Below are 14,792 nucleotides of genomic sequence, written 5' to 3' on the forward strand. Positions count from 1 at the left end.
ATCGTCTTTTGGAACGTCTTCCTATGTAATAAAAAAGTGCATATGTGAGCAAGCTTATCCTCAGAATGGAACTTTATTGGGATAATATCCAAAGTTTGTGAAACCAAGGACCTACTTTGTACGTTTAATGTAATATGACAGTCCTGATTGAAGACAGGAGGAAGTAAGTATGGAAACGCTGTATTTAGGCTGCTTGGCGCTAGGCGTCATATTTGCCATAGTCAGCGTCCTGGTGGGCGATGTGATCGGAGATGCCTTACATGGGGTCTTTGATTTCGTATCTGTTGATTTTCTGAATCCCACCGTGCTGGCAGGAGGAATTACCGTGTTCGGCGGAGCGGGCCTTCTTCTTTCCCGGTACAGTGCTCTGGAAACTGGGGCGATCATTGCTTTGTCTTTGTTAACCGCCGCTTTTTTGGGAGTACTAATGTATCTAGGGGTTGTTAAGCCCATGGAAAAAAGTGAGATGTCCAATGGGTTCTCTATGAGTGATCTGCCTGGAAAAATCGGGGAAATCACAATTCCTGTTCCCGCCACGGGTTATGGTGAGATTATGGTAAAGTTTGGCGCCGGCAATAGCCTGCATACGGCAGCAAGCTTTGATCATGAGTTGCTTCCGGCAGGGATTAAAGTTGTTGTAGTGGAAGTTAGAGAAGGCGTTGCGTTGGTGTCAGAATTCGAGAAGAGAAGAGGAGTGGATCTTTAATGTTCGGTATTCCTGAGTATTTGTTAATTCCTGCTGTTGTCGTCGCTGTTCTGTTTGTGCTAGGGATCGCATTTTGGGCACGTTACAAAACGGTAGGACCAGATGAAGGGATGATCGTAACCGGTTCGTTTTTAGGGAGCAATCATATTTCTGACGATGGGTCTGGACGTAAAATAAAGATTGTGCGCGGGGGCGGAGCGTTTATCCTCCCAGTCTTTCAAAAGGCTGAATTCATGTCACTTCTTTCTCATAAACTCGATGTGACGACCCCAGAAGTATACACTGAGCAAGGTGTACCGGTAATTGCTGACGGGGTTGCGATTATCAAGGTGGGCAGTTCCACTGAAGACGTGGCAACAGCCGCTGAGCAGTTCATGGGGAAACCCATTGAGGCGCTGAAGAGTGAAGCTCAAGAGGTACTTGAGGGGCATTTACGTGCAATACTCGGCTCCATGACTGTTGAGGAAGTATACCGTAACCGTGATCGTTTTGCGCAAGAGGTTCAAGGTGTGGCGGCACGCGATCTTAAGAAAATGGGTCTGCAAATTGTCTCCTTCACCATCAAGGATGTGCGAGACAAACATGGATACTTAGAAGCGTTAGGTAAGCCGCGGATTGCTGCGGTGAAGCGGGATGCAGAGATCGCTGAAGCAGAAGCCGTGCGTGATGCGAGAATTCAAAAGGCGAACGCTGAGGAGCAAGGGCAAAAAGCAGAGCTGCTGCGGGATACGAATATCGCTGAAGCCTCCAAGGATAACCAGCTTAAGGTGGCAGCGTTTAAGCGGGATCAGGATACTGCTAAGGCGGAAGCTGACCAGGCTTACCATATTCAAGAGGCACGTGCGAAGCAGACCGTTGTCGAAGAGCAGATGAAGGTTGAGCTGGTGCGTAAGGAACGTGAAATCGATCTGCAAGCGAAAGAAATTCAAGTTCGTGAGAAGCAGTACGACGCAGAAGTGAAGAAAAAAGCGGAAGCGGATCGTTACGCAGTAGAGCAAGCGGCAGAAGCTGATAAGGCGAAGAGAATGCGTGAAGCGGATGCGTTGCAATATAGTATCGAGACGCAGGCTAAAGCAACAGCGGAGCAAAAGCGCCTTGAAGGTCAAGCGATGGCGGATGCAGAGCTGGCAAAAGGTACTGCAGATGCCGAAGTTATCCGCTTGCGCGGTCTAGCGGAAGCAGAAGCAAAAGAGAAGCTGGCTGAAGCCTTCCAGAAATTCGGCGAAGCAGCCGTGCTCGATATTATCGTCAAAATGCTGCCAGATTTGGCTGGACAAATTGCGAAGCCGCTGGCATCCATTGATAAGCTTACTGTCGTAGATACCGGTAATGGTGAAGGTGCGGCACGTGTCAGCAACTATGTAACTCAGTTGATGTCTACGGCTCCTGAGATGCTGAAGAGCGTCTCTGGGATTGACGTAGAGGCCCTGATCAAAGGGCTGACGACGAGATCCTCAGGGTCAGCTGGAAGCAAGGCAGTTCCAGTCGCACCCGCGGCCTCCCTGCAACCTCCAGCAGCCTCGGAGGGAGCGAGCAAAGCTTCAACTTCTGTGGCGGAGCAACCTGAAGGCTAGTGTAAGCAATAATTATAGAATAATTTAACTTAAGGTAAGCTCGGTGATTGCTGCCGGGCTTACTCTATGTTTTTAGGTCTTTTAGTTATTGAATGGGAGAGGTGCGAGAACGTGCAGTTGATTTTAGATGATATTCAAAAGAGCTTTGATGGTAAACAGGTCATTAAAGGTGCAGACTTTACCTTTGAAAGAGGGAAGATATACGGGCTGCTCGGACGAAATGGAGCAGGCAAAACCACACTTTTCAATTGTCTGAGCGGTGAGGTTCAAATGGATAGCGGCGCTGCCTTTATCGGTGAGAAGGATAATGCCCGTCCGCTTCGTGACGAGGACATCGGATATGTATTTTCTCTCCCCATCTTACCTGAGTTTCTGACAGGTTATGAGTTCGTCAAGTTTTATATGGACATTAACCGTGAGAAGATTGATCCGAATAAAAGCATTGAAGATTATTTTTCCATTATTAAGTTTGAGGAAGAAGATCGCCACCGGCTGATTAAGGGCTATTCCCACGGAATGAAGAATAAAATTCAAATGCTCTGCTTTATCATTACTCGACCGCCTTTGATTTTACTAGATGAGCCTTTAACTTCTTTTGACGTTGTTGTCGCTCTTGAGATCAAGAAGTTGCTGCGCGAGATGAAGCAGGATCACATCATTATTTTTTCTACGCATATTTTGCAATTGGCCGCCGATTTATGTGACGAGTTGGTTATTCTAAATCATGGAACCCTTCAAGAAATTCCGCGTGAGACCCTACAAAGTCCAGAATTTGAGGAACAGATTATAGCTTTACTTCAGGATGGCAACAATGATTAGGACACTTCGCAGCATCCAGAGGATTCGAGGTTCGTCCGGAGCCAATCGGCTGATTTACTATTTTAGAAAGCTACCTGTTCTTGGCAAACTTTTAAAAGATGATATCTACTCCAATGTTGCCCTAAAACAAGTCTTCGCTGGGATTGTAGCTGTACTGAAGGTACTGTGGGGATTTTTAAATAAGTTCGCTTATTTGGGAATTGTGATATATTTGCCAATCATTCTCACACACAAAGAAATGCCGCTCGCCGAACAGTATGCATTGTTCCTACATATTTTTATCATTCTAAGCTTTATAGTGGCTGGGGTTTCGAATGTATTTATATTAGAGCCCAAACGGGATAAATATATATGTGTGAAGCTAATGAGGATTCCAGCTAAACAGTATATGCATGCTACGCTATTACTTAAAGGCCTAACATTTTTTATTTATTTTCTGCCAGCTTTAACCGTTTTTGCGGAGATTTTTGGCGCACCGCTGTGGCATGGCATATGGCTTACAGTACTGTTAACGGCCTGGAGAATAGTCACCGAGGCACTGAACCTTTGGTTTTTTGATAAAAAGGGGATTGTGTTAGTTAAAAAGATGAGTTGGGTATGGTCGGTAATTGGACTAGGTGGTTTACTTGCCTATGTTCCCCTTTATCTTGGAAATGCTTTTGTAAATGATACGGCAGGGTTTAGTGTCCCATTGAGTCTTGTGATTGTTGTACTTGGAGGAATTGCAGCTGTGTATATTGGGAAATATCCTAACTATCGCAGTGCTGTAGATGTTGTCACCAAGATAGATGATCCACTGCTGGATATGAATCGGATGATGAGAGAGGCGAGGGTGGCGGAAGTCCAGACCAAGGAGAAGGACTTTTCGTCGGAAGAGCTTAAGGGTAGAGCTTTTCAAGGAAAAACAGGTTACGCCTACCTGAATGCTATTTTTTTCTCCAGGCATAAACGCTTGTTAATTCAACCCATCCAGAGACGTTTAACCATCATTGGTGTGCTCTTTTTAGTGGCTGTCCTAATGATGCTCATTTCGCCAGAGACTTCGTCTAAGTTTACGACCTATCTGCTAAGCGGACTTCCTTTTTTTGTATTTATAATGAACTATACCTCTATAGGTGAGCGTGTATGCAAAGCGATGTTTTACAATTGTGATCTAAGCTTATTAAGGTATGGTTTTTATCGTGAACAATCAGCAATTCTGGACAATTTCAAAATACGTCTTATTAAGTTGAGTGGGCTTAATCTTATTCCTGCTTTCGCTATATGTTCTGCATGTACGCTGCTGTTTCTGCTCTCTGGTACAGATTGGGGTTTGATGGATGCGGTGATCTTTTGGGTAACGATTCTTTGTCTTTCCTTGTTCTTCTCGGTGCACCACTTGTTCATGTATTATATTTTTCAACCGTACAGCACAGAGCTAAATATGAAGAATCCGTTCTTTGTTATCGTCAACAGCATTGTCATGGGACTAAGTGTGGCATGTATCGGATTTCCAAAAGCATCGTCAATTTTTACACTAGTTGTTCTGACGGGAACGATAGCTTATATGGTTATTGCCGTGACATTGGTATACAAGTTCTCCAGCCGTACCTTTCGGGTAAAATAGAACGCAGAGTGTCCTTCTAATATCGGAATGTTGATGATATGATGGTAACGAGAGTTTTTTAATCGTACCGTTTCATGTTGCGTTTGCTGCTTGGAAGTCAGGTGTTTAGAAATAAAAGAGGTGGCAAATATGAGTAGCATAACTGTAGCAAAGGTGTTAAATAACAACGTTATCATTGCGGACCATCCCCAATATTCCGAGGTTGTTGTGATTGGCAAAGGGATAGGGTTTAATCGGAAATTGCATGATCAGATTAATCTATCCTCTGTGGAGAAGATGTTTATTCTCCGTAGCCAGGAAGAGCAGGAACAATATAAACAGCTTCTTCCCCAAGTGGATGAGAAGTTGATTGAGATTGTACATGAAATTTTGTTATATATTATGAATTGCAGTAGTCAACCGCTTAATGAACATGTTCATATTGCACTCACCGATCATATCTCATTTGCTATACGGCGTTATGAACAAAATATTCCTATTCATAACCCGTTTCTGTATGAGACTAAGGAAATTTATCCTGAAGAGTTTAAGATGGCAGAGTATGCGATTGAGCGGATTAATGAAGGTATGGGTGTGGAATTACCCGTAGATGAGGTGGGCTTTGTGGCACTTCATATCGTTAGCGCGTTGAGTAACAGACAAATTTCTGAGGTTAGACAACATTCGCTTTTGATTGCGGATTTGATTGGAATCGTAGAGAATAACCTCGAATATCGAATTCCTCGTGATTCACTTGATTATTCGCGATTGGTGACTCATTTACGATTTGTTCTTGAAAGACTGCGCCGTGGAGAATCGGTAAGGGAGACTTCTACGCTGGATGGTCTAATGAAACGGGAATATCCCGAAATGTATACCTTGGCTTGGCAATTAACTAAGGTTATCGAGAACCGAGTGCGAATTCCTGTGTATCCAGCAGAGGTCAGCTATTTGACAGTTCACCTGCAACGTCTTGCTCAGAAGAAAGAGGATGAAATGGATATGGAGACGAAAGGTAAAGCTTGATAAGCATAAACGTCTTTGGCTCCTCATAAGGCCGGAAAGCGTTTAAGCGAGAAAAATATGGATAAAGTATAGTGTGGAATTTATACTTTCTAATAATAAAAAAAGCTTGTCACTTCAAAAAAACGGTGCTACAATATCCGTGTCCTAATTAAAACAGAATACCAAGCGTGTAACTGATTCGATCAGGCATGAGTGATTTACAGTATTTTGGTTGCTAGTCCCCATCTTGGGGTAATCTAACCTTAGCGTTAGATAACAACCTTTATACTGTGTTGCTCATGCCTTTTTTGGCATCTGTTTTTACTGAAAATGTGAATAATGAAAGGAAGTGACCATGATGTTCAAAAAACTTTTCGGCGTTTTACAAAGAGTCGGTAAAGCGCTAATGCTCCCGGTAGCCATACTGCCAGCAGCCGGTCTGCTCCTTGGAATAGGAAACATGCTGGTAAACCCCGATTTTCTACAATACGTTCCCGCTCTTGAGAACGATGTAGTTCAGGCAATTGCGAACGTATTGATGAACTCAGGGCAAATTGTATTTGATAATTTATCCTTACTATTTGCCGTGGGTGTTGCCATCGGTTTATCCGGTGGTGAGGGTGTTGCTGGTCTAGCCGCTATTATCGGTTTCCTCGTAATGAATGTTACGATGGGTACTGTAATTGGCGTCAATGATTATGTCCTGAGCCAAGGTGATTTTTCCTATGCTAGCGTCTTAGGAATTCCCACACTGCAAACGGGGGTCTTTGGAGGTATACTCGTCGGTATATTGGCATCGTCCATGTACAAACGATTCTTCAAAATCGAACTTCCATCCTACCTGGGTTTCTTCGCAGGTAAACGTTTCGTTCCGATCATGACTGCGGTAACGTCTTTGCTTCTTGGTCTGGCATTGACCTTAGTTTGGCCGCCCATTCAACACGGTCTGAACTATGTATCCCAAAGTATGATTGATACGAATAAAACGCTCGCCGCGTTTATCTTCGGTACGATCGAACGCTCGCTCATTCCTTTTGGTCTGCATCACATCTTCTATTCTCCGTTCTGGTATGAATTTGGTACCTACGTTGATAAAGCAGGAGAATTGGTACGTGGTGACCAACGGATCTTCATGCAGCAGCTTCGTGATGGTGTAGAATTCACAGCAGGAACATTTACAACAGGTAAGTATCCATTCATGATGTTTGGTCTTCCAGCAGCTGCTCTGGCTATTTATCATGAAGCTAAACCTCAGAACAAAAAACTTGTCGGTGGCTTGATGCTTTCTGCAGCATTAACTTCATTCCTGACAGGGATTACTGAGCCGCTCGAATTCTCGTTCTTGTTCGTGGCTCCACTGTTGTTCGCAGTACATGCTGTTTTTGCTGGTTTGTCCTTTATGACCATGCATATCCTTAATGTCAAGATTGGTATGACTTTCTCGGGCGGCTTTATCGATTACGTGCTATTTGGTATTATCCCGAACCGCACGGCTTGGTGGCTCGTAATTCCAGTAGGTCTTGCTCTTGCCGTAATTTACTACTTCGGATTCCGCTTTGTTATTCGGAAGTTCAACTTGATGACTCCGGGTCGTGAAGAGGATACGGGTGAAGTCGAAGATACAAACACAGAAGCAGTTTCTAAAACGGGTGATGATTTACCACGAAACATCTTGTCTGCGTTGGGTGGTAAAGAGAATATCGCTCATCTGGATGCTTGTATTACCCGCCTTCGTGTGGAGGTTAAAGATAAATCAGGCGTGGATAAGACTCGTCTGAAGAAGTTAGGTGCATCAGGTGTACTCGAGGTGGGTAATAACATTCAAGCGATCTTCGGTACACGTTCCGATACCATAAAATCGCAGATTCAAGATGTAATTAGCGGGAAGACACCTGCAGCAACACCGGTAGCGGCTAAGCCAGAGCCTGAGGAAGAACAGCAGGCAGGTGAAGCAGGTGAAGCGATTATCAAAGAGGATATCGTCTCTCCGGTAAATGGTGAACTGGTGGATATCACTGAGGTTCCAGATGCAGTATTCTCCCAAAAAATGACGGGTGATGGTTTTGCTTTCCTATCTGATGATGGAAAAATTGCTTCACCAGTCTACGGTAAAGTGTTTAATGTGTTCCCGAGCAAGCATGCTATCGGCATCATGTCCGATGGAGGCAAGGAAGTGCTCGTTCATATAGGGGTTAATACAGTTAAGCTTAAAGGTCAAGGCTTTACAGTTCTAGTTGAAGAGGGCGACCTTGTAGCTGCTGGACAGCCGATCATGGAAGTGGATTTAGAATATGTAAAAGCACATGCGCCATCTGTAATGTCTCCTGTTATTTTCTCTAATTTGCCAGAGGGATCTTCCGTAACCTTGAAGAAGCCAGGCAAGGTGTCAATTGGTGATAAAGATATTATTACCATTCAGTAAAAGTGCAAGGGCTGACGCTTCCTTTAAAGCTTAAAGGGAGCGAAGCTTTCACTATAAATTAAAATATTCTATTAAAAGAAAGCGAGTTGGATAATATTATGCAAACAACATTCAGAATTATCGATGAAGATGGAATTCACGCACGTCCGGCAACTGCCTTGGTAAATACAGCAACGAAATTCAAAGGTACAGAAGCTTATGCAGAAGCAAAAGGTAAAAAAGTTACATTGAAATCTATCCTTGGCGTATTGTCATTGGGTCTGGAAGCTGGAGACACTTTGTCTCTGATTACTGAAGGCAGCGAAGAAGCTGAAGCTCTGAGTGCACTTTCTGATGTAATGATCAAAGAAGGGCTAGGGGAAATCCATGAATAAAATTTCAGGAATCGCGGCTTCAGCAGGGATTGCAGTAGCCCGTGCTTTTATCCTGAAACATCCGGATTATACAATTACGAAGACTAGTGTCAGTGATCCTGAGGCAGAAGTCGCCAAGTTGAATGACGCACTTGCTAAATCGAGTGCTGAACTGCAAACCATTAAAGAGAGTACTTTAGCGGAACTAGGAGAGAAAAAAGCGGAGATCTTTGCATCCCATCTGCTGATTCTTGAGGATCCTGAGCTAATTAATCCTGTAATTGATAAAATTCGTCAGGAATCGGTTAACGCGGACTTTGCACTAAACGAAGTAGCTACACAATTCATTGAAATGTTCGAGAACATGAAGAGTGCTTACTTACAGGAACGTGCTGCTGACATGCGTGATGTGACCAAACGCCTGCTGAACCACTTGCTGGGTATTCATTATGTTAGTCCTGCAGAAATCAGTGAAGAGGTAATTGTAATCGCTGAAGATTTGACGCCATCTGACACAGCACAGCTAAATCGCAAGTATGTTAAAGGCTTCACAACAAACATTGGTGGACGTACGTCCCACTCAGCAATTATGGCACGTTCGTTAGAAATTCCAGCAGTGGTTGGAACTAAGAATGTCATGACTGAAGTGAATTCTGGGGATCTAGTGATTGTCGATGGTCTGAACGGAGACGTTCTAATTAATCCTAGTGAAGCAGAAGTGGCTGAATATGTACGCAAGCAGGAAGCTTACGACTTGCAAATTGCAGAGTGGAAGAAACTTCGTGATAAACCAACCATTTCTGCAGACGGTAAGCACGTGGAGCTGGCGGCTAATATCGGTACACCAAACGATGTCAATGGTGTACTTGAGAATGGTGGCGAAGGTGTAGGCTTGTATCGTACTGAGTTCCTATACATGGGCCGTGATAAGCTGCCTTCCGAGGAAATTCAATACAACGCCTACCGTACTGTGCTTGAGAATATGAAAGGCAAACCGGTAGTTGTACGTACACTGGATATCGGTGGTGATAAAGAGCTTCCGTATCTGGATCTTCCAAAGGAAATGAACCCTTTCTTAGGATTCCGTGCGATTCGTCTTTGTCTGGATCGTCAAGATATTTTCCGTACGCAGCTGCGTGCTTTACTAAGAGCGAGTGTTCATGGAGATCTTCGCATTATGTTCCCTATGATCGCAACACTTGGTGAATTCCGTGCAGCCCGCGATCTTCTACTTGAAGAGAAAGCAAAGCTTCGTGAAGAAGGCAAGGAAGTATCTGACAACATTCAGCTCGGCATAATGGTTGAGATTCCTTCTACTGCTGTATTGGCAGACCAGTTTGCGAAGGAAGTTGATTTCTTCAGTATTGGTACGAATGATCTTATTCAATATACAATGGCTGCTGACCGTATGAATGAACGGGTGTCTTACCTGTATCAGCCATACAATCCTGCCATCCTGCGTTTGGTCAAGAATGTAATTGATGCAGCGCATGCAGAAGGTAAGTGGACAGGAATGTGCGGTGAAATGGCTGGGGACGCAACAGCGATTCCACTCTTACTAGGTCTTGGCCTTGATGAATTCAGTATGAGTGCAACGTCAATTCTGCCAGCACGTAGTCAAATTTCTAAATTGTCGGCTGCCGACATGAAGGAACTGGCTGCAAAAGCACTGCAACTTGGCACTGCTGAAGAAGTAGCTGCACTTGTTCAAAGCATCACTAATTAATTATTTCCATATGCATTACTCCGTTTAAGCGTGTTATAGCGCTCCAACTACTATTACCGACTTCCAATGTTTTGGAGGTCGGTTTTTTTGTGTTTAATTGCTATTATTTTGGTATCAGCACACAAGGATTCGTGGTGTGGTCTTAGTTCATGCGCTTACATTGGCTTCTATTCATACATGAGCGTTATACTCAATTAAAAATAACTAAATTCGCTAATTATTTGCTTTATTGCACAGATGTCTATGCCGATAGTAATAGTGATGAGTATAAAGTCGGTAAGGAACCCAAACCTGTAAATATGTCTTACATATAATAGTATGGATCCATAGAAAGTTCATACTCCTTATTCAACTTGCAGAGCTGTGCAAGTATTATTATGATCGTAATTGGAAATATTTGGACTTATAAGCATCCCTGCAAGTTAGGTAGGGAGCCATAGGATGGTGTTAACTCATGAGTAAAAATGTTATAAATACAGAATTAATGTTAGAAGTCTATGAAGGCAGAGACCTGGGTTTAACGTACTCGGTGGAGTACAGTCTATTTAAAGTCTGGGCACCTACTGCTTTTGCTGTGTCTCTTGTGTTATACGAAACGGATGGAAATCAACTTAACATTGAATATGATCTGAGCTCTACAGATAGTGGGCGCATAATATATATGCAACGCCAGAACGGCGGAGTCTGGCAGACTAAGTTATCAGGTGATCTAAAAGGGAAATATTATATGTACCGTGCTGTATACGCTGATGGGAATGTGACGGAAGCAGTAGATCCTTATGCAACAGCCGTATCGGCAAATGGTTTAAGAACAGCAATCGTTGATTTACGGGAGACCAATCCTGAGCATTGGGAGCAGGACGTTGCTCCTCCGCTGCAACATCCTGCTGATGCGGTTATTTACGAGCTGCATGTGCGTGACTTCTCCTCACATGAGAGCTCTGGGATGTACTATAAGGGTAAATTCAAAGCATTTACCGAATTTGGATTAAAGGATTTGGAAGGAAATGCAATAGGTATTGATCATCTGGTTGAATTGGGTATCACCCATGTACATCTGATGCCAGTGTTCGATTTCCAGACTGTGGATGAGTTAAGTGTAGTGAAGCGCGGTACGTCCATTAAACAGACCGACTACAATTGGGGTTATGATCCTCAGCATTATAACGTACCGGAAGGATCATATAGCACAGATCCTACCGATCCAGAGCTACGAATTCGCGAATTCAAAGAAATGGTTCAAGCTTTGCATAGCCGTGGAATTTCGGTGATTATGGATGTGGTTTACAATCATACGTACGCTGTGGAGAAGGGGCCCTTCGAGCCGCTTGTGCCAGATTATTTCTATCGCCGTGATTACTTGGGACGTTTATCTAATGGCTCGGGAGTTGGAAACGAGCTAGCGACAGAGCGTCCGATGGTACGCAAATATATTAAGGATTCGTTGTTTTACTGGGCTTCTGAGTATCATATTGATGGCTTCAGATTTGATCTTATGGGTCTGATGGATAGTGTGACCATGCGTGAAATAACGGAAGAGCTTCGACTTGAGGTGAATCCTAATTTGCTGTTATATGGAGAACCTTGGACAGGAGGAGATTCTCCGCTGGCAACAAAGACGCTCAAAGGTGTGCAGCGGGGGAAAGGATATGCCGTCTTCAACGATAACTTTCGTTCGGCAATCAAAGGAGATAGCGATGGATGGGGACGGGGCTTTATTACAGGAGAATACGGTAAAGAAGGGGCTATTGCATCAGGAATTAAAGGAGCTATCCACGAATTTACGGACTCCCCTGTGGAATCTGTGAACTATGTAACCGCCCATGACAATTTGAATTTGTGGGATAAAGTGCTTACCGTTCAAGGGGGATTTCAGGATGCCGTTTCACGGGCTAATCCTTACTCTAATGTAGATCTTGATAATATTCTTAGCAATGAAACCGTACGCCGTTCCCTGCTTGCTAACGGAATCATCCTGACATCACAAGGTATTCCATTTCTGCACGCTGGTGATGAGCTGTTGCGTAGTAAATTTGGAGATCATAATAGTTATCGCAGCGGTGATACGATTAACGCGATCCGCTGGAATATGAAAAGTGTGTTTAAGCCTGTATTTCAATATTATAAAGGCTTGATCGAACTACGGCGTACACATCCGGCATTCCGTCTACATGGCCGGCAGGAAATTGAGCGTTCGCTGGAATTTATGCGCTGTGATGGTGGTATAGTGTCGTACCTGCTTAGTAATCATGCAGGAGGCGACCTCTGGAACAATATAGCAGTCATTTTTAATGCCAATAACGATCGAATAAGGCTGTCTCTTCCTGAAGCTACTAACGGTTGGAATGTAGTAGTGGACCATACCCAAGCGGGGACAGAAGCATTCCGAAAGGTTGCAGGTAGCGAGGTAGAAATTGAGGGCTTGTCGATGATGGTGCTCTATGATGAATGTGGTGAGCCTGCACCGCGGTCCAAAATCATCGAAGTACACTATGAACGACCAGATGGAGATTATAAGGGCTGGAATCTTTGGGTTTGGGATACAGGAATACAGGATGGACAATGCGATTTTCGGTATATGGAGGACGGACGTGCAGTTGCACGAATAGAGGTATTGCCTGATACCAATTCTATCGGGTATATATTACGGCTTAATGACTGGGAAGAAAAAGATGGAGATGGCGACCGATTCATTGATTGTTCTGAGAATGGAGACCTTATCAAGGTCATGGTTATAGATCGTGAGCAAGAGAATGATGGGATTTCAGATGATCATCTGCAGTTAACCAGTTAAAAGAAGAAAAGAGCTGCTTCGGGGTTAATGTTACTCCGAAGCAGCTTTTTTTGTTGTTCTTATGGTTTTCCGATAGTCTGGTTAGATAAACCTACATCCAAAAGCTCGTAGTAGAGATTAGCTTCATTTCCTCCACGTTCTTTGGAAAGGTACATCGCTAGATCGGCGGCACGCAGAAGTTCATTAATACTGCTTCCGTGTTCAGGAAATAGAGCTACACCAATACTAGCAGAGGTATGGAAGCTTGATCCATTATCAATAGACCAGGATTTGTTGAACAGCTTAAGCAAACGTTGTAGCATTTCATCTAACATTTCTGGAGAGGTAAATCGGTGCAGTACCACCGCAAATTCATCACCGCCAATCCGAAATGCCTGACCCACACCTTTGACGGTCTGCAGAAGCTCTCGAGAGAGCAGTTGGAGAAATTCGTCTCCAGCCAGATGTCCTAAGGTATCGTTTAGCTGCTTGAATCTGTCACAATCCAACAGTGCGAGTGCAATATTCTTTCTCCGTTCTTCCGGTTGGTTGATGAGATTCTCCATGTACATTTTAAAATGAGCCCGGTTGGGAATCGCGGTTAAATGATCATAGAAGGCTAGCTTATGTAATCGTTCTTCATATTGCTTCCGTTGTGTAATTTCACGGGAGACTAACATAAATTGTGCTGGGAAAGTATTACTTCCTCGAACAGGTGACACCTTCGTTTCCAACCATACCCATTGCCCTTCAGATCCACGCATTCGTAGCTCTGAGATACGGGGGGTTCCCTGAACGACACTCTTTAGTTTAGCCCAGGCGATCTCCGGTTCACGAATGTAGTTGGATAGTGGATCACCCTTTTTAGGGACATAGCCGAGAATACTTGAGTGAGAAGGGGAGCTATACAGAATTAACCCGTTAGGATCGGTTAATATAATGAAATCAGACATGGTTTCGCCGATTAGCTGATAGAGTGTTTGTTCCTCCAGCATTTCATTCTTGAGCCAAATGATTTTGCGGCCCAGATAAATAATAACCAGAAGCAGTATAAAAAAGACGAGTGAATATAGCGCAAAGAGCGCGCTCTTTTTATCTTGGAACCCATTTGTTACTTGCAAGGCATAAGTGTTTATCAGGTCTTCTGATTGATCTAGATGACTTCTAACTTCATTTAACTCTATGTTCAGATTAACAGCATGATATGAAGCAGGATCCCATCCGATCTGCATCCGTTCAGCTATCAATTTACTCCCTGTGCTCTTCCATAGGACTAGGGATGTTTCGAAGGAATGGAGCTCGTTCTCTAATTTGGTAAGTATATTGGCCTGCTTCAAATCACTGAAGGGTTTGTTGATTGATTTGATGTCTGAACTTGCTAGACTTACCCGTTCCTCTGCTTGCTGATTATTGTCCTTAAATTCCTGAATAAACTGATCACGTTCAGCTTCAGTGAGGTTCGAGCTCATTGCGGAGTGGAGAGCGATTGCGGCCTGATACAGATCACGATCAGCGCTTAGGATGAGCTCAGAGTTCTCAAATACATCGTCATATAAAGAATCTGACATTCTGTTAATGGTCTGATTTAGATAGAGTAAAGAAGCCACACTAATCCCAACCAGCAGAATGGAGATCGCAGCGAAAATAAAGATTAGCTTGCGTGTTACTTTGATACTGAAAAATCCGGCCACGGTCATCTTCTCCCTGCATAAGATGATTAAAAAATCTTATTGCTTCTAACGTATAACCTGCTTAACTACCATCAGTGGCAGGTGTATTTTTATTTTTAGGCAAAGATGTTGAGAGTAATTAAGTGAAAAAGAGGTGTT

General features: G+C 43.6%; 10 protein-coding genes. 9 read left to right on the plus strand and 1 reads right to left on the minus strand.

The genetic code is table 11. The features are described from left to right. The first annotated feature begins 169 nt into the window (after positions 1-169). From NST74_RS08210 to pulA, 9 genes are all read left to right on the plus strand, one after another. Positions 170-706 carry a protease gene (locus NST74_RS08210; protein ID WP_076120836.1) on the plus strand — a complete coding sequence of 179 codons (537 nt, stop codon included), beginning with the start codon at positions 170-172 and terminating at the stop codon, positions 704-706. Further along, complete coding sequence (locus tag NST74_RS08215) at positions 706-2,280, plus strand: flotillin family protein (RefSeq protein ID WP_445668134.1); 1,575 nt, start codon at positions 706-708, stop codon at positions 2,278-2,280. The genes NST74_RS08210 and NST74_RS08215 overlap by 1 nt, the downstream gene beginning before the upstream one ends. 111 nt (positions 2,281-2,391) lie before the next feature. Then, the gene (locus tag NST74_RS08220; protein ID WP_339289866.1) at positions 2,392-3,099 is read left to right on the plus strand and encodes an ABC transporter ATP-binding protein; all 708 of its coding nucleotides are present in this window, start codon (positions 2,392-2,394) and stop codon (positions 3,097-3,099) included. Then, on the plus strand, positions 3,092-4,705 hold the full coding sequence (locus NST74_RS08225; RefSeq protein WP_341111423.1) for a hypothetical protein: 1,614 nt from the start codon (positions 3,092-3,094) through the stop codon (positions 4,703-4,705). Before NST74_RS08220 ends, NST74_RS08225 begins: the two co-directional genes overlap by 8 nt. 129 nt (positions 4,706-4,834) lie before the next feature. After that, positions 4,835-5,710 carry a glucose PTS transporter transcription antiterminator GlcT gene (gene glcT / locus NST74_RS08230; protein ID WP_341111424.1) on the plus strand — a complete coding sequence of 292 codons (876 nt, stop codon included), beginning with the start codon at positions 4,835-4,837 and terminating at the stop codon, positions 5,708-5,710. Positions 5,711-6,047: 337 nt separating this feature from the next. Beyond that, a complete protein-coding gene (ptsG, locus tag NST74_RS08235) occupies positions 6,048-8,111 on the plus strand; it encodes a glucose-specific PTS transporter subunit IIBC (RefSeq protein ID WP_341115853.1) in 2,064 nt (687 codons plus the stop codon). Positions 8,112-8,209: 98 nt separating this feature from the next. Continuing rightward, complete coding sequence (locus tag NST74_RS08240; RefSeq protein WP_042131974.1) at positions 8,210-8,485, plus strand: HPr family phosphocarrier protein; 276 nt, start codon at positions 8,210-8,212, stop codon at positions 8,483-8,485. Continuing rightward, complete coding sequence (gene ptsP, locus NST74_RS08245) at positions 8,478-10,190, plus strand: phosphoenolpyruvate--protein phosphotransferase (protein WP_341111425.1); 1,713 nt, start codon at positions 8,478-8,480, stop codon at positions 10,188-10,190. Before NST74_RS08240 ends, ptsP begins: the two co-directional genes overlap by 8 nt. A 454-nt stretch (positions 10,191-10,644) precedes the next feature. Beyond that, positions 10,645-12,984, plus strand: a complete 2,340-nt coding sequence (gene pulA / locus NST74_RS08250; protein ID WP_341111426.1) for a type I pullulanase — start codon at positions 10,645-10,647, stop codon at positions 12,982-12,984. Positions 12,985-13,043: 59 nt separating this feature from the next. Here pulA and NST74_RS08255 read toward each other — a convergent pair whose 3' ends face one another. After that, positions 13,044-14,654, minus strand: a complete 1,611-nt coding sequence (locus NST74_RS08255) for a diguanylate cyclase domain-containing protein (protein WP_341111428.1) — start codon at positions 14,652-14,654, stop codon at positions 13,044-13,046. Positions 14,655-14,792 lie beyond the last annotated feature (138 nt).

The sequence above is a fragment of the Paenibacillus sp. FSL F4-0125 genome, assembly GCF_038008565.1.
In the GTDB taxonomy this organism is placed as follows: Bacteria; Bacillota; Bacilli; order Paenibacillales; family Paenibacillaceae; genus Paenibacillus_AQ.

Coding starts and splice junctions, on each gene's coding strand:
- ptsG (WP_341115853.1), top strand. CDS start 6,048: ATGTTCAAAAAACTTTTCGGCGTTTTACAAAGAGTCGGTAAAGCGCTA.
- NST74_RS08240 (WP_042131974.1), top strand. CDS start 8,210: ATGCAAACAACATTCAGAATTATCGATGAAGATGGAATTCACGCACGT.
- NST74_RS08210 (WP_076120836.1), top strand. CDS start 170: ATGGAAACGCTGTATTTAGGCTGCTTGGCGCTAGGCGTCATATTTGCC.
- glcT (WP_341111424.1), top strand. CDS start 4,835: ATGAGTAGCATAACTGTAGCAAAGGTGTTAAATAACAACGTTATCATT.
- NST74_RS08215 (WP_445668134.1), top strand. CDS start 706: ATGTTCGGTATTCCTGAGTATTTGTTAATTCCTGCTGTTGTCGTCGCT.
- ptsP (WP_341111425.1), top strand. CDS start 8,478: ATGAATAAAATTTCAGGAATCGCGGCTTCAGCAGGGATTGCAGTAGCC.
- NST74_RS08225 (WP_341111423.1), top strand. CDS start 3,092: ATGATTAGGACACTTCGCAGCATCCAGAGGATTCGAGGTTCGTCCGGA.
- pulA (WP_341111426.1), top strand. CDS start 10,645: ATGAGTAAAAATGTTATAAATACAGAATTAATGTTAGAAGTCTATGAA.